A 20,874-nucleotide genomic window follows, 5' to 3' on the forward strand; every position below is an offset into this window, starting at 1 on the left:
GAAGGACCCATCCGTGCAGTTCCGCCAAAAGGCGCTTTCCAAGCTGCAATCGCCCGAAGAACTCGATTTGCCCGTACGCTTCGCCCGGCCGCAGGGCCGGCTCGTGCTCGCCGTCACGCTCGTCGTCATGGCCGCCGCCTGCTGCTGGGCCTTCACCGGTACGGTTCCGGCCACCCTCGACGCGACCGGCGTCCTGACCCACCCCGACGGCAGCTACCTGCTGCAGAGCCCGTACGCCGGACAGGTCACCGCGGTCCACGCCCACGAGGGCCAGCAGCTCGCGCCCGGCCAGCCGCTGCTCACCGTCACCACGGACCGCGGCGAACGCACCGTGCGCGCCGTGGCCGCCGGCCGGGTGACGGCCCTGCGCACCAGAATCGGCTCGGTCGTCACCACCGGCGCGGACGTGGCCACCGTCGAACGGGTGACGAACCCCGCCGACCCCCTGGTCGCCGTCCTCTACGTACCCGGCGCGAGCGGAGCCGCCCTCACCGAGGGCGCGGCCGTCGACCTGACCGTCCCCTCCCTCCCCGCCCAGCAGTACGGCGTGCTCCGCGGCCACGTCGCCCAAGTCGGCCGCACCCCCAGCACGCCCGAGCAGATCACCGGTTTCCTCGGCGACGCCCGCCTCGCCGGACAGTTCGCCCGGCAGGGCGACCCCCTCGCCGTGGTCGTACGCCTCGAACGCTCGGCCACCGCCCCCTCCGGCTACCGCTGGTCCCGCGCCGGCGGGCCCCCCGAGGCACCGCAGAGCACCACCCCCGTCACCGCCACCGTCCACCTCGCCGACCGCCGGCCCGTCGACTGGCTCCTGCCATGAGCACCACCGCACACCGCTCCCGCACCGCCCACCGCTCGCGCCGCCGCGGCGCCCGCCCCGCCGGCCGGGCGCCCCGCGCCGTCCGCACCCCCACCGTCCTCCAGATGGAGGCCGTCGAGTGCGGCGCCGCCGCACTGGCCATGGTGCTCGGCCACCACGGCCGCCACGTCCCCCTGGAGGAACTCCGCATCGCCTGCGGCGTCTCCCGCGACGGCTCCCGCGCCAGCAACCTCCTCAAGGCCGCCCGCAGCCACGGCCTCCAGGCCAAGGGCATGCAGATGGACCTGGCCGCCCTCGCCGGAGTACGCCCGCCCGCCGTGCTGTTCTGGGAGTTCAACCACTACGTCGTCTACGACGGCACGGCCCGCCGGCGCGGCCGCCGCGGCGTGTACGTCAACGACCCCGCCAACGGCCGCCGGTTCGTCCCCATGGAGGAGTTCGACACCAGCTTCACCGGCGTCGTCCTCACCTTCGAACCCGGCCCCGGCTTCCGACGCACCGGCCGCCGCCCCGGCCTGGCCGGCGCCCTCGGCGGCATGCTGCGCGGCACCACGGGCACCCTGCTCGCCGCCGTCCTCGCCAGCCTCCTGCTCGTGGTCACCGGCGCCGCCGTCCCCGCACTCAGCCGCACCTACATCGACGAGTTCCTCATCGGCGGCCGCACCTCCGCCCTCGGCACCCTCCTCACCTCGATGGCCGTCGCCCTGGCCCTCACCGCCACCCTCACCGCGCTCCAGCAGGCCAACCTGCTGCGCGGCCGCATCATCTCCTCCACCCTCGGCAGCGCCCGCTTCCTGCGCCACCTCCTGCGGCTCCCCGTCACCTTCTTCGCCCAGCGCAACCCCGCCGACCTCGTCCAGCGCCTCCGCTCCAACGACACCGTCGCCGAAACCCTCGCCCGCGACCTCGCCGCCGCCGCGGTGGACGCCGTGGTCGTCGTCCTCTACGCGGTGCTGCTGTGGACGTACGACCCGCAGCTCACCGTCCTCGGCGTCCTCGTCGCCCTGCTCAACGTGGTCGCCCTCCGCGTCACCGTCCGCGTACGCGCCACCGGCGCGCAGAAGCTGCGCGCCGAGAACGCCCGGCTCACCAACACCTCGTACAGCGGCCTCCAGCTGATCGAGACCATGAAGGCCACCGGCGGCGAGAACGGCTTCTTCCGCCGCTGGGCCGGCCGGCACGCCGTCACCCTCGACGTCCAGCAGCGGCTCGGCGTGCCCAGCGCCCGCCTCGCGGTCGTCGCGCCCGCACTGGCGGCGCTCAACAGCGCACTGATCCTCACCACCGGCGGCGTCCGCGCCGTCGAAGGCCACCTGTCCGTCGGCCTGCTCGTCGCCTTCCAGTCCCTCGTCACCAGCTTCACCGCCCCCCTCACCCGGCTCAACGGCGTGGCCGGCCGCGCCCAGGACTTCACCGCCGACGTCGCCCGCCTCAAGGACGTCGAGAACTTCCCCGCCGACCCCCTCCACACCCGGCCCGCCGGCGCCGCCGGCACCACCCGCCGCCTCAAGGGCCACGTCGAACTCGACGGCATCACCTTCGGCCACAGCCCCCTCGACCCGCCCCTGCTGAAGGACTTCTCCCTCACGGTCGGCCCCGGCCGGCAGGTCGCCCTCGTCGGCGGCTCCGGCAGCGGCAAGTCCACCGTCTCCCGGCTCCTGTCCGGCCTCCACACCCCCTGGGAGGGCACCATCCGCATCGACGGCATGCGGCTGGAGGACATCCCGCGCGGCGCCCTCGCCGCCTCCGTCTCCTTCGTCGACCAGGACGTCTTCCTCTTCGAGGGCACCGTCCGCGACAACGTCGCCCTGTGGGACCCGTCCGTCACCGACGAGGCCGTCGTCGCCGCCCTCCGGGACGCCGCCGTGTACGACGCCGTCGCCCGCCGCCCCGGCGGCATCCGCAGCCGCGTCGAACAGGACGGCCGCAACTTCTCCGGCGGCCAGCGCCAGCGCCTGGAGATCGCCCGCGCCCTCGTCCGCCACCCCAGCGTCCTCGTCCTCGACGAGGTCACCAGCGCCCTCGACGCCGTCACCGAACGCCTCGTCATCGACAACCTGCGCCGCCGCGGCTGCGCCTGCGTCGTCATCGCCCACCGCCTCAGCACCGTCCGCGACAGCGACGAGATCGTCGTCCTCGAACGCGGCACGGTCGTGGAACGCGGCCGGCACGAGGACCTCGTGGCGGCCGGAGGCGCGTACGCCCGGCTCATCGGCGACCGGGGAGCGCTCCTCGCATGACGGACCCGCACCTGCCCCACCCCCACGACCCCGTCGTCGAGTCCTTCGGCGGCCTCGGCACCCCCGTCGACTGCACCGGCCTGCGCAGCCTCACCCTGGAGGGCCCGCACATCCTCTGGCTCGTCGAGGCCGGCGCGACCGACCTGTTCGCCGTCGACGCCGAACGCGCCGGCCCCTGGCACCACCTCGGCCGGCTCGAACGCGGCGCCCTGCTGCTGGGCCCCGCCGACGGGCCACGCCACACCCTCGTCGCCCGGCCCGCCCAGGGCTGCCGGCTGCGCCGCATCGAACTCCGCGAACTGCAATGGTCCCCGCAGGACGCCTGGACCTGGCACGCCACCGGCGAACCCGGCCCACTCGAACAGGCCTTCGCACTCGGTGCCGGCCGCGGACTGCACGTCCTCTGCCAGGCACCCGACGACGTCCTCTGGATGCAGGTCGCCCCCGGCAGCGTCCGCTACGGCGCGGCGTACGAGGGGTACGCGGACGGCACGCTGCTCGTCGACGCCACCCTGTGGCAGGGCATGACCGAGCAGCAGCACCGGCTGCTGTACGCCGTCGACCGCTGGATCGAGGAGCTCGAACGGGACCACGAGGACCGGGCCGCCGCCGGCATCGCGGCGGGCGAGGCCGCCCGCGCCGGCGCCGACCGCACCCTCCTCGCCGCCATCGACGGCCCCCGCCGGCGCGCCCGCCACACCGCCGCCGGCGCCGACGCGACGTACGCCGCCTGCCGGCTCGTGGCCGAGGCGGCCCGCATCACCCTGCGCGAACCGGCCGACACGCCCACCGCCGGCCCCGACCCCGTGGAACGCATCGCCCTCGCCTCCCGGATCCGTACCCGTACCGTCCGCCTGGCCGGCGCCTGGTGGCGGGAGGACACCGGCCCCCTGCTCGGCCACCGGGACGACGACGGCGCCCCCGTCGCCCTGCTGTGGCGGCGCGGCGGCTACGAAGCCGTCGACCCGGCGACCGGCCGCCGGGAGCGCATCGGCCGGGACAACCACGCCGACTACGCACCACGCGCCGTCATGTTCTACCGCCCGCTCCCCGACGGCACCCTGACCCTGCGCACCCTCCTGCGCTTCGGCCTGCGCGGCACCGGACGCGAACTGCGCGGCATCGCGCTCGGCGTGCTCGTCGCCGTCGGCCTGGGCACCCTCGTGCCCGTCGCCACGGGCAAGGTGCTCGGCACGTACGTACCCCGCGCCGAGACCGGCCTCATCGTGCAGACGGGAGTGGCCCTGGCGGCGGTGGCCGCCCTCTCGGCCGTCTTCATGCTGCTGCAGAACGTCTCCGTGCTGCGCCTGGAGGGCCGCATCGAGGCCACCCTGCAACCGGCCGTGTGGGACAGGCTGCTCCGGCTGCCGGCGGCGTTCTTCGCCGACCGCTCGACGGGCGAACTGGCGGGCGCCGCCATGGGCATCAGCGCCATCCGCCGCACCGTCTCGGGCATCGCCCCCGTGGTGCTCCAGGCCGGCACGCTGGGCGCGGTGAACCTCGTGCTGCTGCTCGTCTACAGCGTGCCGCTGGCCCTCGCCGCCCTGGCCATGCTCGTCCTGGTCGCCGGGGTCCTCCTGGGCCTGGGCTGGTGGCAGCTGCGCCACCAGCGCCGGCTGGTCGTCCTCGGCCACCAGCTCGACAACCGGGCCTTCCAGACCCTGCGCGGCCTGCCCAAACTGCGCGTGGCGGCAGCCGAGAGCTTCGCGTACGCGGCGTGGGCCAAGGAATTCGCCCGCACCCGGGACCTGCAACAACGCATCGGCCGCCTCAAGAACACCGTCACCATCCTCAACGCCGTCTGCCTGCCGCTCTGCACGCTCGTCCTCTTCATGCTGCTCGCCGGGCCGGCGCAGGGCACCCTGACGGCCGGCGACTTCCTCACCTTCAGCACGTCGGTGACCCTCCTCTTCTCCTCGGTCACCCAGCTGACGGGCGCACTGCTGTCGGCCGCCGCCGTCCAGCCCCTGTACGAACAGCTCCGCCCGATCCTGCGGGCCGTCCCCGAGACCCGCTCCGGCGACGCCCCGCCCGGCGAACTCACCGGCGCCCTGGAGGCCCGCGACCTCTCCTTCCGCTACGCCGACGACGGCCCCCTGGTCCTGGACGGCGTGTCCTTCCGCGTCCGCCCCGGGGAGTTCGTGGCCGTCGTCGGCGCGAGCGGCTGCGGCAAGTCGACGCTGCTGCGCCTCCTCATCGGGCTCGACACCCCCCTCTCGGGCACCGTCCTCTACGACGGCCAGGACCTCTCCGCCCTCGACCGCTCCGCCGTACGCCGCCAGTGCGGCGTCGTCCTGCAGAACGCCCAGCCCTTCGCCGGCTCGATCCTGGAGTGCATCAGCGGCGCCGAGTCGTACCCCCTGGAGGAGGTGTGGCAGGCCGCGGCCGCGGCGGGCCTGGCGGACGACATCAAGGCCATGCCCATGGGCCTGCACACCATGCTCTCCGACGGCGGCGGCACCGTCTCCGGCGGCCAGCGCCAGCGCCTGATGATCGCCCAGGCCCTCGTCCGCAAGCCACGCCTCCTCTTCCTGGACGAGGCCACGAGCGCCCTCGACAACGAGGCCCAGCGCATCGTCATCGAGTCGACCCGCGCCCTGCACGCCACCCGCATCGTCATCGCCCACCGCCTGTCGACGGTCATGGACGCGGACCGGGTCCTCGTGATGGCGGAGGGCCGAATCGTCCAGGAGGGCCCACCGGCAGAGCTCCTGGCGGACACGGGCGGGCTCTTCCACGAACTGGTACGGAGGCAGATGGGCTGAGAGGGCGACGGTGTTCTACGACAACGCGTCGGTGACCACGGATGTCGCCTGCGCGACCAGCTTGTTGTCGAACTTGGCGTTCTTGTCGTTCCGGTACGACAGGATGGTCATGACGATGGGCGCGGAGTTCGGGGGCCAGACGACGGCGATGTCGTTGCGGGTGCCGTGGTAGGTGCCGGCTCCCGTCTTGTCGCCGACCTGCCAGCCCTTCGGGACGCCGGCGCGGATGGTTTCGTCGCCGGTGGTGTTGGTCCGGAGCCACTTCGTGAGCTGGTCGCGTTCGTCCTTGCCGAGGACGTCGCCGAGGACGAACGCGCGCAGGTCCTTGGTGAGGGCGCGGGGGGTGGTCGTGTCGCGCTGCTCGCCGGGGACCCAGTCGTTCAGTTCGGGTTCGTGGCGTTCCATGCGGGTGACGTCGTCACCGAGCCGCTCGAGTGCGGCGTCGAGGGCGTGTGGGCCGCCGAGGTCGTCGAGGAGCAGGTTGCCCGCGGTGTTGTCGCTGTAGCGGACGGCGGCGTCGCACAGTTCCGCCAGGGTCATGCCGGTGTCGGTGTGCTTCTCGGTCACGGGGGAGTTGGGGACCAGGTCGTCCCGGGAGTACGTGACCTTCTTGTTCAGGCCGGCCAGGGTGTACTTCTTCAGGACGGCGCCGGCGGCCAGCGCCTTGAAGGTGGAGTTGTAGGAGAACCGTTCGCCGTCGTGGTACGTCACCTCCCGTCCGGTGCCGGTGTCGATCGCGTACACACCCAGGTGGGCGCCGTACGTCTGCTCCAGGGCCTTGAGGCGGTCCGCGTACGGCTTGGTGGCCGCCGCCTTGCCGGAGTCCGGGCCGGAGCCGCAGGCGGTCAGGGGAACGAACGCGAGGGTGGCGGCGAGAGCGCTGAGCGCGCGTATGTGTCGCATGGGGATCACCCTGGCGGCCGGGTGGTCATGCGGTCCAATACCGAAACAGGCGGTCTCATGCTGTTTCCGCATGGGTCGCATAGGGTGGGCGCATGGATCTTGTGGGGGCGTGCCGGGCGTTCGTCAGCGTCAGCGAGCGCGGGAGTTTCACCGTCGGCGCGGCCGCGGCCCGGATGTCGCAGTCCGTGGCCAGCCGCCGGGTGGCCGCGTTGGAGGAACGCTTCGGTGAGCAGCTGTTCGAACGGACGTCGCGGCGGGCCGTCCTGACGCCGTTCGGCCGGGACATGCTTCCCGCGGCCCGGCAGCTCGTGCAGGCGGCCGACGTCCTGCTGCACGAGGCGCAGGCCGCCAGGAGCAAGCCGCTGCGGCTCGCGGTGCCCGGCATCTGCCCGACGGTCGCCCTCGCCCGCCTGGTCGCCGAGGCCCGCGAGCACGGCCTCACCCTCGACCTGCGCGTCGCGGCGCCCGCGCGCCGCGTCGAACTCGTCCACGCCCAGCAGGTGCGCGCCGCGCTGCTGGCCGTGCCGGCGGACGAAGCGACGTGGTCGGTCCCCCTCGGGCTGGCCGGTGCGCAGGATCCCGGAGTGAAGCGCGTCTACCTCGAGACGCTCCGGCTCGGGCGGGGCTCCGCCGAGCCGGCCCGCCGCGTCTGGCTCCAGCCGGAGGACGACGTACCGCACCTGCGCGACCCCTTGACGCGGCTGCGCGACGCGCTGGGGCTGCGGCCCGCGCAGCTCGCCGTCGCCGCCGACCTCACGACCGCCGCGGCCGAGGTCCTCAGCACGCGCGACCTGCTGCTCTGCTCCCCGGCGCAGGCCGGCGAACTCGGCCTGCACTGGCGGCCCGTGGGGGAGATCGCCCTGCGCCGCGGCTTCGCCCTCGCCGCGGCCGCGGACGGCAATCCGCAGCACGTCCGGGCGCGCCTGGGCACCGCCATCGCGCGGTGCCTCGGCGCGGAGGCGGTGGCGGCATGAACACCGGCATGAACACCGAGGCGCTGCTGCGCGACCTGCGCCGCCGGCTGGAGGAGGGCGGCCTGCGCGGCTGTCTGCTCGTCCGTGACCTGCACACGGGCGACGAGCTGGGCATCGACCCGGACACGCAGCTGCCGTCCGCGTCCCTCGTCAAGGTACCGCTGGCGCTGGCGACGCTCGAACGCATCCGCCGGGGCGAGCTGGACGGGGCGACCCGGCTCGACGTGCAGCCCGGACGGGTCGACACGCCGGGCCCGACGGGCCTGAGCCGGTTCCGGCACCCGGCCCGGATCGCGGTCGACGACCTCCTCTATCTGAGCATGTGCATGAGCGACAGCCTCGCTGCGGACACGCTGTTCGGCCTGACCCCGCCGGCGCGGGTGGCGGAGATCCTGCACGAGTTCGGGCTCGGCGGCATCAGCGTCCGGCACCTGACGGGGGAACTGAGCGACACCCCCGTCGAACGCTTCGATGCCGCGCAGGTGCACCTCGCGCACGCGCTGGCCATCGACGCCGGCACGAGCGGCCGCGGGCACCGGGTGCCGCAGCTCGACGCCACCCGCGCCAACACGGGCAGCGCCCGCGCCTTCGTCGACCTGCTGCAGGCCCTGTGGACGCCCTCCGCGATCCCCCCGGAGGTGGCGGCGCGCGTCCGCGACCTCATGCTGCACAACCTGCTCCGCCACCGCCTGGCCCCCGACTTCAGCTCGGACGCGAGCACGTGGTCGTCGAAGACGGGTACGCTCCTCAACCTCCGGCACGAGATCGGCGTCGTCGAGCACGCCGACGGCCAGGTCTTCGCCGTCGCCGTCCTCACGGAGTCCCTGGTGCCTGCGGGTACGCAACCGGGCGCGGAGGCCCTGATGGCACAGGTGGCCAGGGAGCTCCGCGACCACTTGAGGCAGTGGTGACAGCCGGCGACGACTGCCGTCACTGGCTCCTTTACCCTTGCCGCCCATGGATCTCGTGCTCGACCCGCCCCGCGGTGTGTCCCCCGTCCGCCTCGGCATGACCTTCGACGAAGCCGTCGACGCCGTGACCCGCGCCTTCGGGCGGCCCCGCGCTCGGGAGGGCCTCATCAGCGTGTCCCTCGACCACGTCGGCTTCCAGGTGCTCCTGGAGAAGCGGAACCGCGTCACCGCCCTGGAACTGTGGTGGCCCGGCGAGGGCCGGACGTCGAGCACCCGCGTGCTCCTCGACGGCGACGACGTCTTCACCACCCCCGCCCGCACCCTCATGCGCCGCGCCGCAGCCCGCGGATGGACTGTGGACGACGCGGACCCCGAGCAGGTGTGCATGCCCGGCGTCTCGCTCGGCTTCACCCGCTCCACGTCGCAGGAGGTGCCGCGCGAGCGCGGCGGCCTGCCGGTGTGCTTCACGTCGGTCCTGGTCGCGGACGAGCACTACTACGACTTCCTCTACAAGGACCGCGACCCGGTCCGGGACCGCTGACGGGCCCCTGCCCTTCAGAGCGCGATCGGCCGGTACGCGAGGGCCTCGTCGACGATGCGCTCGGCCGACGGGTCCCGCGGACCGGACGGCGGGTGGAAGATCAGGTCGCTGACGCGCGGGTGCGGTACGTGCGCTTCGAGGAGCCGGAGCCAGTGGTCGCTCTCCGCGTCGCCGGCCAGCAGCTTGCGGACGATGCCGACGAGTTCGTCCCTTGTCAGGCCGGCGACCGGGGCACGTGGTGGCCGTGCAGCCGTCGTCGCGAACGAGATCAGGTTCTGGCTGCCGTCGTACTCGGCGAAGTCCGAAGCCGAGTAGGTGTGGCCCGTCGTGGCGTTGAAGGCACTGATCTCGGCGTCCGCGCTCTCCGCGCCCGCGAGCACCAGCTCGGCGATCCGCTCGATCTCACGGCAGAGCTCGTCGAGCCGCTCCCGGCTCACCGGCGGGGGCAGCAGTTCCGCTCTCAGGTCCAGGTCCGGTTCCACCTCGGCATTATGCCGCCACTCGATCGCGTGCCGTCCGTCCCGAACCCCGCCCGGCAGGTCCCCGCAGCCGGTACGCTCGCGCGTTCGGAAGGTTCGCCAGGAAGGGCGGTAACGTGCCGTGAACCGTGACGACTTCGGGCGCGATGTGCTCGCGCCCGTCGAGATACTGGAGTTCTCCGACGACCTGCGGGTCCCCGACGTCCAGCCCCTGCAGAAGTTCCTCGTGGCCCGGCTGGACGAGCTGATCGACGCCGCGCCGGAGGGGTCCGGTGCGCACTTCACTGCCGTGCGGCTGAAGGACCTCGTGCGGAACGACGCCCTTCACCTGGCCGATCTGCTGGGGGAGTGGGAGGACGTCGTCGAGGCCGGGCGGACGCATCAGGTGGGGCACGTGCAGCGGCTGCGGCAGGACGTCGGGATCTGGTGGAACCGGCTGTGCGCCACCGCCGCGCACTTCCACGGCCACCCCGATTACCGGCCGCGCTGGCGCGAGCTGCGGTTCCTGTGCCTGGAGCACGCGGAGATCATCGAGCAGGTGGAGGGTGGTTTCAGCCGCGGCGTCTACGAGGGCGGTGCCCACCCCTGAACTCCGTGAGACCCGCCAGCCCCGACACCCTGAGCACCGCGTGGGCCGTCACCGCGTCCAGGGCGCGGGTCAGCTGCTCCTGGTCGGTGGAGCCGATGCGCAGGGTGCCGTGGGTGCGGGAGTGGCGGAGGGCGGTGTCGAGACGGTGCCACAGCGCCGGGTTGGTGGCGAGGACCTGGAGGTCGAGCTCCAGACGGTCGCCGGCGGCATCGCGGAGGACGAGCCGCTGAGCGAAGGCGCCGCCCCAGTGCACGGCGACCAGCTGGTCCGTCAGCACACGGCGCCGGCCCAGCAGCCCGCGCGAGGCGAGCCAGCCGTCCCCGGCCGTCACGCGCGGCGGCAACAGGATCGCCAGCAACACCACGGCGAGGGCCGCCCACAGCAGCGTACGCGGACCGGTGAGCCCCAGCGTGGCGGCGTCCAGCGCGGTCAGCACTGCGAAGAGCAGGGCGGCGCAGCACGCCGCGCCCCGGGCCCTGGTCGGCCAGCCGGTGTCAGCTACGGGTCCCATGCCGCCTACCGTAGGGGCCGCCCGGCGGCGCTGCCCAGGACGAAGGCGCCGACGGGGATCTCGGTGTGGGGCCGCAGCCCGAAGGCCCGGGCGGGCGTCTCCCCGTCGCCGCCGCCCAGGATGCAGCCGGACAGGCCCATGGCGGTGGCCACCAGGTGCAGCGTCTGGAGCAGCACCCCGGTGTTCTTCAGGGTGAGGGCGTAGGCGTGCGCCGCGTACTTCCACGACAGGCGCTTGATGCGCGACGCCACGGTGACGTGCACGTCCGGCGGCGGCCCACCGGTCGCGGCCGTCCCCTCACGCACCAGCGCGTCCACTTCCGCCGGACCGCCCGGCAGCGCTGTCAGGGCGTGGGTGAGCGCGTCGTAGTGGTACAGGCCGCGGCCGAGCCCGGCGCAGCGGTGCACGGCCAGGTACAGCTCCAGCTCGTACGCCGAACCGGCGCTGGGGTAGGGACGGCTGGTGATCGCGTACGGCCGGTCGTCCTCGGGCCGCGCGTCCAGCACCGTACGGACCCGGGCGGCGCGGTACAGCCACGTGGCCAGCTCGTCGACCGTGAGCGGGTTTTCCCCGTAGGCGCGGGCCGATGTGCGGGACTCGAGTACGTCGGTGAACGTGCGGTCCTCGCGCCGTGTCTCGTCCAGGTCGGGGCGGCGCAGGGTGATCGTGCGGCCCGGACGGGCGGGCGCGACGGGTGGGGCCGGCGCCTCGGTGCCGCGCAAGGGGAAGACGGGACCGTAGAGGCGGTCGCGGAGGCCGGCCCGGCTGCCGTCGTGGGCCAGCAGCTCGTGGAAGGACCAGCCCACCGGGAGCGCGGCCGCGCCGGGACCGTCCCCGTCCACCGGGTGCAGAAAGCCGGCGACGTGCAGGAGGGTCAGGAGGTCGGTGACTTCCTCCTCCGTCAAGTCCGGTACGGCGGCGAAGAGTTGTTGGCGCGTCGTGGGGCCCGCCAAGGGCGCGAACACCGCTGCCGTCCGCGGGTCGTCGAGGCGTACCCGGAACCGGGAGCGCGGCGACTCGGCCACGAGCGTGCCGTCCAGTGGGCGCAGGTGGGCGGCGTGGTCGAGCGTCACCGCGCCGGGCGGCAGGGGGCCGGGGCGCGGGGTCGCCTCCGGCGCCAGCGGTACGGCGGTGGCCAGCGGGCGCGTGCCGGCAGCGGTGGCGTGATGGCACAGCGTATGGCCGAGCTGATCCAGGCAGTGCAGGAGCAGGGCGACTCCGGTCTCCGCCAGCGGGCCGGTGAGGTCGTCCGGGGCCACCGGGCCCTGTGCCAGGGCCGTCAGCGCGTCCGCCAGCGGCCGGCCGCCCGGCCCGGCCGGTGTGCTGCCCCAGCGGTGACGGACGGTCACGAGCCCCTGGGTGTCGTCGCGCTGCACTCTCGTGCCGGGCACCAGGGACAGGAGGAACGGGCTCACGACCGGCCCTCCTCCAGGTCGGCGGCGGCCTGTGCCGCGAAGTGGCGCAGCATGGCCTCCTGCGTGGCGTCCAGGCCGAGCCGGTTGCACATCAGGTGGGCACAGCGGTTGGCGGTGAGGGCCGCGCGGGGGCTGGGCAGGGCGAGCAGCGAGGGGTCGTCGCGCAGGGCGGCGAGGTCGGGGGCGAACGCGCCGGTGGCCTCCAGGCCCGCCAGGGTCGTGTGGAGCCGTGCGACGCTGTGCTGCCAGGCGGCGAGCGGCCCCGCACCCGGGGCTGCGGGGACCGGCGCGGCCAGCAGCGCCGCCGCGCGGCGCAGCAGACCGGGGCGGCCGCGTTCGTAGGCCCGGTCGAAGCCCTCCGTGTCGTACGTCGCGCCGAGCATGCGGCGCCACGACTCCGCCCCGGCCCGCAGCGCGGCCAGGCGCTGCCCGGCGTCCGGGGCGGTCACGGTCCACGTCAGCAGCAGGACGGCGAAAGCGGCCGACAACCGTTCGGCGGGGGAGGGGTGGCGGGCGAGCAGGGCCCGGGCGCAGTCGCTGGCCTCCACGAAGTGCTGTTCGACGGCGGCGAGGGAGGCGCCGGTGCCGTAGCGGTCGTGCTCCGGCCGGTACGGGCGTATCTGCGCGGTGTCGTGCAGGCCGCGCCACGGCTCGTGGGCCGGCAGGTGCTCCTGTTGCGCCGCCGCCGTGGCGAAGCGGTGGTAGGCGGCCTCGTCGACCGTGCGGGGCGAGGGGTGGCGGGCCAGCCAGTCGTTCCACCGCTCCACGAGGTGGCCGGCGGTGTCGCCGAGGGGTTCGGCGGACCGGATGCGGACCCGCAGGTGGGGGCCGCCCTCCCAGTAGCGGAGGAAGAAGTGGCCGCCGACGGCCCCGGCCCGGGCGAGCCGGCCGAGCTCGGGTACGACGGCGTCCAGCAGCAGGACGTCGAGGTCGCCCTGGTGGAAGAGGTGCACGGCCGTCCAGTGGCCGGACGGCGGGTGGGTGTCAGGGGTGGGCGGCACGGTGCTCTCCGGGGAGGCCGGACGGAGGTCCGGCGGGCAGTTCGATGACGAGTTCGCTGGTGTACGGGCCCGTACCGGGGCCGTGGCCGGCGGCCGGGTCGGGCAGCGCCTCCTCGATGTGGACGACGGTGCCGGGCGAGGTGAGCGTGCGGGTGAAGGCGGCGGTCAGCAGGGGTGAGGCGAAGTCGACGTACGCGGGTTTGTATCCCTTGTCCGCGAACGGGTCCGGTGCCGTCGCCCCGGCCGGGCGGGTCCGCACGAAGCAGCGCTGCGGAAGGCCCACCGACCGCCGCCAGGCGAGCAGCCGCAGCAGGTGGTCGTGGTCCTGCTCGCCGGGCCGCCGCAGGGGTACGGACGCGGCCCGGGTGAGCCAGCCGCGGCGGCGCAGGACCACGTGGCCGGCCCGGAGGCGGGGCAGGTGGCGGACGCCGTCGGCCGGCACGTCGTCGGTGAAGGGGCCCGGCTGGAGGGGGTGCCCGGTACGGAAGAGGGCGTGCGGGTCGCCGAAGAGCCGCAGCACGGTGGCGAGCGGGGGCGGCAGCAGCTGCGGGCTCATCAGCCCGAGGTGCACGGGGACGAGGCCGGCGCCGAGGCGCGGCGCGTGCAGGGCGGGCAGGCCGGTGGCCGGGTCGACGTGCACTGTCACCTCGCCCAGCGCGATGCGCTGGTGGGCAGGGCGGGTGTCGCGGGTGAAGGGGTGGTCGAAGACGTGGGGGACGGTGGGGCGGCGCAGGTTGGTGTTGGAGGCGTACAGGCCGCCGACGTCGACCGGAAGCGGCCCGCGATGCCCCGCCCCGCGTACGGGCGCGGTGGGGCCTGGCGGCACCGGGCGGCCGGTGGCGCGCGCGTGGATGCGGTCGAGGCGGCCCTGCCAGTGGCCGTGCCCGGCGGTGACGGCGTTGAGGACGGCGTACGGCCGCCCGTCCGGGCCGGCCAGCGGCTGGACGTAGTGGGCGAGGGACAGCGGAGGACGGGAGAGGGCGAGGCCGGCGGGCAGTTCACCGGCGTGCAGGGCGGCCGTCACGCGGCGGCGCTCGTCGGCCAGCCGGCGCAGGGCCGGCAGGGGGCTCGCGGCCAGCAGCCCGTCGTCCGTGCCGAAACCGGGGCCGAGCAGGTCGCGTACGTGCTGCGCGGCGGGGGAGGGGTCCTCCTGGAGCTCGTGCAGGACGCGCAGCAGTGGCACCTGCGCGGCGGGGCCGTGGCGTTCGGCCAGCCATGACGTGGCGGCGTGCCGGGCGGGCAGGTCGCGGTCGAGGACCGCCAGGGCGCGGCCCGCGGCGGTGAGATCGGTCAGCAGGGGACGCCACTGCGGGTGGCCGAGCGTGGCGGCGTCGCCGTCGGCCACGCTGTCCTCGTGGAACGGCCGGCGCTCGTAGCTCTCGCGCGGTGCGGGGAGGCCCAGCGCTTCCTCGACGGACCGCAGCCGCTCGCGCACGGCACGGTCACGGCGCCGGCGCTCGCCGTGGGTGACGGCCGACTGGTGCCGGGTCAGTTCCGCGCAAAGGTCGGTCAGTCCGGCGCGCAGGGGGGCCAGTTCCTCCGTCGCGTCATCGAGCCAGGCGGTCAGCGCCGTCAGGTGGCAGGGCGCCGCGTCGTCGAGCGGCAGGTCCTCCTGGAGGATGCCGGCGGCCACGAAGCGCCGTACCGCGGGGCCGGCCTCGGCGACGGTGAGCCCGTCGACCTGCCGCACGGCCTCCAGCAGCCGCTCCAGCTGAGGCGGAGCCGGGAGGGTGGTGACCGTCGCACCGGCGGTGGGCGGGATCAGACGCAGCGCCTCGGGGGACGCGTGGAGAGCGGGGTTGAGGCGCAGGCGCAGGGTCGCGCGGAGCTCCGGATGCGTGCGCAGCAGGGCGTCGGCGATGCGGCGCAGCCGTGCCAGGTTGAGCTCCGCCTGCACGGGTCGCCGCGTCATGTCCCCGAGGTCCAGCCAGGGCCCGGACGGGCGCCACCTGGCCTGCCCGGTGGTGGTGAAGGTGCTGTACGGGCTGGTCTTCACGGCCGCACGGGACAGGTAACGCGCCAGGCTCACCAGGGCCTTGGTGCCCGGCGCGCGGCCGTCGGGGGCGCCGAGCCAGCGTTCCAGGACGTCGTCGAGGTCCCGGCTGCCGTGCAGCAGGCCCTGCCGGAAGGAGGGTCCCGACAGGGGGCCGCGCAGCGCCCCGAGCACGGCCCCGGTCTCGCGCGCGAGGGTGTCGGCGAGCGTCGCGCGGCGCTGCTCCTGGCGGGCGCGCGCCGCGAGCCAGTCCTCGACGCGGGCGGCGAGCGGGGCCGGCAGCGCGGCCCGTACGGCCGGGTCCCACTCGGCCGTACGGGGAGCACGGCCCTGGTGCGCGGCACGGCGCAGGCCGATGACGCGGGGGCGCAGCGCCCGCTCGGGCAGCGCCCCGATGACGGGGTGCAGGGCGTCGGCGACGGCCCGGCCCTCGGCGTCGAGCCGCTCCTGCTCGTCGAGGACGGTCTCGGCCAGGGCGTGGCTCTCGGGGGTGTTGAGGGCGGCCAGCACGGACCGGGGGACGCCGGCGACGCGGATCACCGGGTCGGGTGGCATGGCGGCAGCGGTGTTCACGACAGGGCTCCGGGGACGAGGACGGGAACGCGGAGGCATGGTTCGGGTGCCGCGTGGCCGAGGGTGACGTGACAGGCCACCGCGTCCCCGCCGGGCTCCACCCGCAGCAGTGCCGCAGCGGCGGGCGCCGGCCGGTCGTCGCACCAGGCCGTCAGCCCCGCCTCCTGCGCGGCGACCCGCAGGCGCAGCGCCTCGGCCGCGCGCAGCGGCAGTTCGCCCAGCAGGTGCACGGTGACGGGCGCGTCGGCGAGGGCCGCGACGGCGGCGGGGCCACCGCGCGTGAGGACGTACGCCAGGGAGGCGGTGTCACCGGGCCGCAGACAGGCGAGGTCGTCCGCCACCGGCGCGTACAGGCCGGCCTCCAGGCCCACGACGTCCCGTACGGTCACCCGGTACGGCGTCCGCACGCCGGCCGCGGCCAGCACCTTGCCCAGCTCCTGGCGGGTGATGGCCGGAGCGGTACGCAGGTGCAGTGGGGGTCCGGCGGGCAGGTCGGCCAGGACGGCGTCGAGCCCGGCGCCCGCGGCAGCGGGCCGAAGCGGGGCGGTCGGCCCCGCGTGCAGAAGCAGCGAGCCGGGCGCAGCGCCCGACTGCCGTGTGCACAGTCCGCAGGCCGCCGCCACGAGGGCGACCCGGGCGGCCCGTTCACCCGAGTCGTCGTCCGGCAGGTGCAGCACGAGTCCGGCCCCGCTGTCCGGGAGGGCGCCGGTGCGGGGTACGAGAGCGTGGGCGACCGGGTCGTAGGCGTACGTGCCGCGGGGTACGGGGGCGTCGCCGCCTGCGGTGAGCAGCGGCCGTGGGGCGCGGGCGCGGGCGAGCCCCGGGGGCGTACCGGGGCGGGCCTCGAAGGGGCCCGGCCCGCAGGCGTGGCCGAGGACGGCGGACAACTGCTGCAGCGTCACCGGGCCGGGCGCGGGCGACGCCGTCGGGCTGTCGCACGTCCGGGCGGCGCGCAGCGCGTCACCGGCCGCGCCCAGCGGCGGGAGCGGCGGCAGGGGAACCGGGCGGTGGGGAGCGGGCGGCGTCACGGGAACGGGTGCGGGTCGGTGGACAGGTCGCCGGTGAGCCGGGGCAGGCCCTCGGTGCGCCGCATCAGGTGCCCGTACGTCACCGGGGCGGTGCCGGGGACGACGACCTTGACCGCCGTCAGGTCCAGCGCCGCGAGCTCGGCGGTCGTCTGGTCCACGGCGAGCACGTCGAAGCCCGTGTCGAGGTAGCGGCGGACGAGGTCGCGCAGGTCGTCCGTCAGGTCGTCGTGGTGCCGGGGCAGCCGCCGGCCGCGGTGCACCTCCGGGAAGGCGCGGGGCGGCCGGCCCTCCAGGAGGAACGCCAGCCGCGGGAAGAACTCGGGCGCGGCGCCCGCGAGGGCGTGGTCGGCGGGGTGGGTGATGCCGGAGGGGTCGAGGGCCAGCCGCCGGGCGCGTTCCTGCCGGGCCGGGTAGCGGGCGGCGAGCAGCGACAGGTGCGGGCCGAGCTCCATCAGCGCGCGCACGGCCGCCTGTTCGGGGTCGGGGTGGGCGCCCGCGGCGAGGGCGGCGCGCGGCGTGCCGGGCCGTTCGTCCTCGTCGACGGCGAGCGCCACCACGCACGGGATCTCCTGTTCCAGGGTGGCGTCGAGGAGGTGCACGCGGTGCCCGGTCAGCTGCGTCAGGCGCTCCACGAGGAGCGGCACGGTCCGGTCGCACGCGCTGCCGGGGTCGATGGCGTCGAGCGGGCTGCGCCGGTACCACGCGGTGAAGAAGGCGTCCCGTTCGGCGACTTCGAGCAGGCCGTGCAGCTGCGCCTCCTCCGCGCAACTGCCGAGCGCGCAGCCGTTGGAGACCTCGAAGACGAAGCCCCGGTCCCCCGGGTCCCGCGCGTCCGCGGAGAGGAAGTACGCGTAGGCGCGGGGCAGCAGCACCGGCCGCGCCCGCCCGTGGGACCACGCCCACACCCACTCCGTCACCCGGTCCTCCGCGAACCGGCGGAACGGGAAACCCGGCACGTCGTAGTGGCTGTCAGGGTGCAGGCCCAGGGTGCGCGGGTCGACGGCCTCGTCGCGTATGTCGGCGTACGCGGCCCGGACGACGGTGCGGCGGGCCCGCGGCCGGACGCTCGCGTAGCGTTCGGCCCCTTCGAGGAGCGCGGCGGCCGTCGCCGTGTCCCGGTCGGGGCCGGCGCCCAGGCCCGCCTCGGCCTCGCCGCCGTCGGGCAGCGCGAGCGGCGCGCGGGCCAGCGGGACGGCCGCCGTCGTGTGCGTCACGCCGCGCACCAGCCCGGTCTCCGGGTCGGCCAGGCGCGCGTGGAGCAGCGCCGTGTCCGGCCGCCGCAGCCGCAGGCCGGGGCGCGCCTTGGGCCGGGGCACGAGGGTGCGGGGCACGGCGGTGGGCGCGTCGTCGGGGAGCCCGCCGCACAGCGGGCAGCACGGGTCGGGGAGGAAGGCGTGGGTGCTCACGTCGAGGGTGCGCAGGCCGATCACCGTCATGGAGCGGGCCGCGGGCGCGTCCGGGTCGGTGAGGCGCTCGGCCACGAGGCGGGCTGTGAGGGTGGCGGCGACCGCGGTGAGCAGGGGTGACGGCTGCGCGTACAGCTCGGGGGAGCGGTCGAGCACGGCCCGGGCGACGGCCCGGTCCGGGGCGTGCGCGCGCCGCATGCCCAGGCAGCGGTGGCAGCCGGGCACGCCGGGCCGTACGACCGGCCCGACCACCGCGCGGTCGCCCTCGGTCCACACCGGCAGGAAGGGCACGCCGAGTACGGTCGCCCGCCGCAGGCCGTCGTCGTGGTCGTCGTCGGTGGCGCGGGCGTCGGTGACCGTCACGAGGGCCGCCACCGCGGGCCGGGCGCCGAGGGCCTCGTCGATCGCGTGGTGCAGCAGGCCGCCGTCACCCGCCACGAGGGCGTCAGTGTGCGCCAAGGAGCACCACCCGGGCCACGAACGGGGCATGAGCCGCGAACGCGCTGTCGTGGTCCAGCGGCACCGCGTACGCGGTCCGGCCCCGCGCCGCCAGCCGGTCGGCGAGGAGCCGGCACCGGCCGGCCGGATCCAGGCCGGGCAGTGCGGCGGGCACCGGGGCCGGCGCGGGGGCGCCGGCCCGGACGGCGGGCGCCACGCCGGGGGACGGGCAGGCGCCCTGCCGCCGGGCGAGCAGAGCGCGCGCCGCCTCGGCGAACGCCCCGGCCGCCAGCGCGGCGCAGCCGACGGCGGCTCCGTCGTCGGCGAGGAGCGCGACGACCGGCGCGCCGAGGCCCCCGGAGACGTCCAGGACGGGCGGCAGGGGGCCGAGGGCGCCCAGCAGTCGCCAGTACCGGGCCGCCTCGCTGTGGTGCGGCAGCACGGCCGGATCGAGCACGGGGTACGGCCCGGCGTCCGCCGCCATCATGCGCCGCAGGGCCAGTTGCCGCACGGCGTCGAGCAGCGCCGCCTCGACGGCGGCGTCCCAGCTCTCGGCACAGGCGGTACCGGAGGGGGCGGGGGCCGGGCCGCGACCCTCTGTCGTCGGCCGGTCGTGGGCGGCGGGGACGGGGGCATCGGGGGGCAGGATCAGGGCGGTGGGCAGGGGTTCCGGCCGGCCGTCGGACAGTCGTTCGGCGGAGACGGTGAGGACGCGGCCCGCCGCCGTCAGCTCCGCCGCCGCCGTCAGGGCGTGGGCCGCCGCTGCCCGGCGCAGTACCTCGTCGTGGGCGGCCCGTGGGTCGAGGGCGGCGCCGGTGACCGTGCCGCCGGCGGCCAGGTCGCAGCGGGCCACCGTCAGAGGTATCTGTGTGCCGTACGCCGTGGTGGGCGGCCCGTAGGGGCCCGTCATTCCGTCGGCGCAGGCCGTCAGGCGGCCGGTCAGGTCGTCGGGGGAGAGGGCCGGGGCTTCCCGCAGCTCCTTCATGCGCACGGCGAAGCCGGCATCCGCGGTGACCGCCGGGGGCGCCGCCGGCACGCGGTGCCGGTGCGTGGCGAGCGTGCCCCAGTCGATGCGCCGGACACCGGTGTCGTCGTCCTCGGCCGGTACGCCCGTCAGCAGGCGGAACACCGCCAGCGCCAGGCGCCCGCCCACCAGGGCTGTGGCGGCCGGGATGGGCTCCGGGGGCTGCGCGGCCGCGGGGCGGTGGCGCAGGCGGTGCCGGACGTCGGCCCAGCGCAGGGCGCCGTCGTGCGGCAGCAGCCAGCAGCCGTCGTGCCGGGCGAGGGCGCGGAACAGCGGCGTCCCCGTGGCCCGGCACGCGTCCTCGGCCGCGGCGACCGCCCGTACGGCGTCGGGCCCGTCGCCGTCGCCCGCGTACACGGCGGCATCCGCCCGGCCCACCGCCTCCCGCGGGCCCACGACGTGCACCCGGCGCAGCCCGCAGGCGAGCAGGGCGTGCCGGGCCGCGTCGGCGAGGGGGCCGTCGCCGGCCAGCAGGACGTGCGCGGTGCGGTACCGCTCGAAGTGGTGCTCGGGGGAGTCGAGCCAGTTCCCGACGTACGCGATCTCGGGGGCGTGGGCGCGCAGTTCGTCGTCGGTCAGGCCGTGCGACAGCGGTTCGGCGGCCTCGCGGACGAAGCCGTGCGCCTGGAGCGTGTCGAGCAGGCGCAGCGCGACCGTCCGGTGGCCGTCGGGGAGGGCTGCCAGCGTGGCGTCCACGTCCTGCCGGCCGTCGAGCAGGGGCCGCAGCCGCTCCAGCCACGCGTGGACGGTGGCGCCGCGGAGGGCGACGGCGGACGACGGGCCCAGGACCGCGGCACCGTCGGCGGTCGGCGCGTGGCGCACCTGCGGTGCCAGTGTCAGTCGGCGGCCCACGGCCGGCTTCCTCCCCAGGTCGGCGAGCGGTTCGGACGGTGACGAGGCCGGGCCCCGGCGGCGCAGGTGACGCGCCGCCGGGGCCCGGCCCGGTATTACGACAGCGCGCAGGAGCTGCTGGCGCTGCGGCAGCAGGCGTACGCCCAGGCCGCGTTGTCGTTCTCGACAGCGTCGTCCTGCACGACCTCGAACATCTCGTCGCCGAGCTGCTCGAGGTCGAGGAGGGCTGCGTTCGCTGCGTTCTCCATTGGACCGCTCCTTTCGTTCGATCAACGATGAACAGCGCAATTGATAACCCGGGACGCGCGGGGGCAGCCACCCGCGCCGCACACTCGCCCGCCGCCCCGCGCACTCCGCTCGACACCCCCTCCGACCTGCGCATCTGCCAGCGCCAACCACGTCTTTTTCCCT

General features: G+C 75.7%; 17 protein-coding genes. 7 read left to right on the forward strand and 10 right to left on the reverse strand.

Annotated features, from left to right (window positions below):
• Positions 1-13 precede the first annotated feature (13 nt).
• The 3 genes from IE305_RS19205 to IE305_RS19215 are packed head-to-tail and all read left to right on the forward strand — an operon-like array spanning position 14 to position 5,825.
• Positions 14-820: a biotin/lipoyl-containing protein gene (locus tag IE305_RS19205; RefSeq protein WP_190130881.1), complete on the forward strand. Its 807-nt coding sequence runs from the start codon at positions 14-16 to the stop codon at positions 818-820.
• Positions 817-3,060: an NHLP family bacteriocin export ABC transporter peptidase/permease/ATPase subunit gene (locus IE305_RS19210; RefSeq protein ID WP_190130882.1), complete on the forward strand. Its 2,244-nt coding sequence runs from the start codon at positions 817-819 to the stop codon at positions 3,058-3,060. The genes IE305_RS19205 and IE305_RS19210 overlap by 4 nt, the downstream gene beginning before the upstream one ends.
• On the forward strand, positions 3,057-5,825 hold the full coding sequence (locus IE305_RS19215) for an NHLP bacteriocin export ABC transporter permease/ATPase subunit (protein WP_190130883.1): 2,769 nt from the start codon (positions 3,057-3,059) through the stop codon (positions 5,823-5,825). The genes IE305_RS19210 and IE305_RS19215 overlap by 4 nt, the downstream gene beginning before the upstream one ends.
• A gap of 15 nt (positions 5,826-5,840) precedes the next feature.
• On the opposite strand, the gene bla is transcribed toward IE305_RS19215, so the two are convergent.
• A complete protein-coding gene (bla, locus tag IE305_RS19220; RefSeq protein WP_190130884.1) occupies positions 5,841-6,728 on the reverse strand; it encodes a class A beta-lactamase in 888 nt (295 codons plus the stop codon).
• Between the two features lie 92 nt (positions 6,729-6,820).
• Here bla and IE305_RS19225 point away from each other — a divergent pair, with 92 nt between their 5' ends.
• Genes IE305_RS19225 through IE305_RS19235 form a run of 3 tightly spaced genes read left to right on the forward strand, consistent with a single transcriptional unit; the run spans position 6,821 to position 9,154 of the window.
• Positions 6,821-7,702, forward strand: a complete 882-nt coding sequence (locus IE305_RS19225) for a LysR family transcriptional regulator (RefSeq protein WP_190130885.1) — start codon at positions 6,821-6,823, stop codon at positions 7,700-7,702.
• Positions 7,703-7,710: 8 nt separating this feature from the next.
• Positions 7,711-8,613 carry a serine hydrolase gene (locus IE305_RS19230; protein ID WP_190130925.1) on the forward strand — a complete coding sequence of 301 codons (903 nt, stop codon included), beginning with the start codon at positions 7,711-7,713 and terminating at the stop codon, positions 8,611-8,613.
• A 46-nt stretch (positions 8,614-8,659) separates the two neighbouring features.
• Positions 8,660-9,154, forward strand: a complete 495-nt coding sequence (locus IE305_RS19235) for a hypothetical protein (RefSeq protein ID WP_190130886.1) — start codon at positions 8,660-8,662, stop codon at positions 9,152-9,154.
• 14 nt (positions 9,155-9,168) lie between these two features.
• On the opposite strand, the gene IE305_RS19240 is transcribed toward IE305_RS19235, so the two are convergent.
• Complete coding sequence (locus IE305_RS19240; protein WP_229891199.1) at positions 9,169-9,636, reverse strand: bacteriocin immunity protein; 468 nt, start codon at positions 9,634-9,636, stop codon at positions 9,169-9,171.
• Positions 9,637-9,754: 118 nt separating this feature from the next.
• Here IE305_RS19240 and IE305_RS19245 point away from each other — a divergent pair, with 118 nt between their 5' ends.
• Positions 9,755-10,222 (forward strand): hypothetical protein, encoded by a 468-nt coding sequence (locus IE305_RS19245; protein ID WP_190130887.1) that lies wholly within the window; start codon positions 9,755-9,757, stop codon positions 10,220-10,222.
• Here the strand turns inward: IE305_RS19245 and IE305_RS19250 are convergent.
• The 8 genes from IE305_RS19250 to IE305_RS19285 all read right to left on the reverse strand — a co-directional run bounded on the left by IE305_RS19250 (position 10,185) and on the right by IE305_RS19285 (position 20,711).
• Entirely contained in the window at positions 10,185-10,733 is a 549-nt protein-coding gene (locus IE305_RS19250; protein WP_190130888.1) for a hypothetical protein, read from the reverse strand. The two genes, IE305_RS19245 and IE305_RS19250, sit on opposite strands and share 38 nt — an antisense overlap.
• Before the next feature lie 5 nt (positions 10,734-10,738).
• A complete protein-coding gene (locus IE305_RS19255) occupies positions 10,739-12,148 on the reverse strand; it encodes a SagB family peptide dehydrogenase (protein ID WP_190130889.1) in 1,410 nt (469 codons plus the stop codon).
• Positions 12,145-13,149 carry a lantibiotic dehydratase C-terminal domain-containing protein gene (locus tag IE305_RS19260; protein ID WP_190130890.1) on the reverse strand — a complete coding sequence of 335 codons (1,005 nt, stop codon included), beginning with the start codon at positions 13,147-13,149 and terminating at the stop codon, positions 12,145-12,147. The genes IE305_RS19255 and IE305_RS19260 overlap by 4 nt, the downstream gene beginning before the upstream one ends.
• Complete coding sequence (locus IE305_RS19265; protein ID WP_190130891.1) at positions 13,133-15,715, reverse strand: lantibiotic dehydratase; 2,583 nt, start codon at positions 15,713-15,715, stop codon at positions 13,133-13,135. Before IE305_RS19265 ends, IE305_RS19260 begins: the two co-directional genes overlap by 17 nt.
• Complete coding sequence (locus IE305_RS19270) at positions 15,712-16,743, reverse strand: hypothetical protein (protein WP_190130892.1); 1,032 nt, start codon at positions 16,741-16,743, stop codon at positions 15,712-15,714. The genes IE305_RS19265 and IE305_RS19270 overlap by 4 nt, the downstream gene beginning before the upstream one ends.
• The gene (locus tag IE305_RS19275; protein WP_229891200.1) at positions 16,740-18,608 is read right to left on the reverse strand and encodes a TOMM precursor leader peptide-binding protein; all 1,869 of its coding nucleotides are present in this window, start codon (positions 18,606-18,608) and stop codon (positions 16,740-16,742) included. The genes IE305_RS19270 and IE305_RS19275 overlap by 4 nt, the downstream gene beginning before the upstream one ends.
• Positions 18,595-20,463: a group-specific protein gene (locus IE305_RS19280; protein ID WP_190130893.1), complete on the reverse strand. Its 1,869-nt coding sequence runs from the start codon at positions 20,461-20,463 to the stop codon at positions 18,595-18,597. The genes IE305_RS19275 and IE305_RS19280 overlap by 14 nt, the downstream gene beginning before the upstream one ends.
• A gap of 95 nt (positions 20,464-20,558) precedes the next feature.
• A complete protein-coding gene (locus IE305_RS19285; protein ID WP_190130894.1) occupies positions 20,559-20,711 on the reverse strand; it encodes a hypothetical protein in 153 nt (50 codons plus the stop codon).
• Between the last annotated feature and the right edge of the window lie 163 nt (positions 20,712-20,874).

It is taken from the genome of Streptomyces mashuensis (genome assembly GCF_014654785.1).
Lineage (GTDB): Bacteria > Actinomycetota > Actinomycetes > Streptomycetales > Streptomycetaceae > Streptomyces > Streptomyces mashuensis.

Bases quoted from the DNA above. Each gene is read 5' to 3' on its own strand.
- IE305_RS19225 (WP_190130885.1), top strand. From the start codon at position 6,821: ATGGATCTTGTGGGGGCGTGCCGGGCGTTCGTCAGCGTCAGCGAGCGC.
- IE305_RS19250 (WP_190130888.1), bottom strand. From the start codon at position 10,733: ATGGGACCCGTAGCTGACACCGGCTGGCCGACCAGGGCCCGGGGCGCG.
- IE305_RS19285 (WP_190130894.1), bottom strand. From the start codon at position 20,711: ATGGAGAACGCAGCGAACGCAGCCCTCCTCGACCTCGAGCAGCTCGGC.
- bla (WP_190130884.1), bottom strand. From the start codon at position 6,728: ATGCGACACATACGCGCGCTCAGCGCTCTCGCCGCCACCCTCGCGTTC.
- IE305_RS19235 (WP_190130886.1), top strand. From the start codon at position 8,660: ATGGATCTCGTGCTCGACCCGCCCCGCGGTGTGTCCCCCGTCCGCCTC.
- IE305_RS19215 (WP_190130883.1), top strand. From the start codon at position 3,057: ATGACGGACCCGCACCTGCCCCACCCCCACGACCCCGTCGTCGAGTCC.
- IE305_RS19210 (WP_190130882.1), top strand. From the start codon at position 817: ATGAGCACCACCGCACACCGCTCCCGCACCGCCCACCGCTCGCGCCGC.
- IE305_RS19230 (WP_190130925.1), top strand. From the start codon at position 7,711: ATGAACACCGAGGCGCTGCTGCGCGACCTGCGCCGCCGGCTGGAGGAG.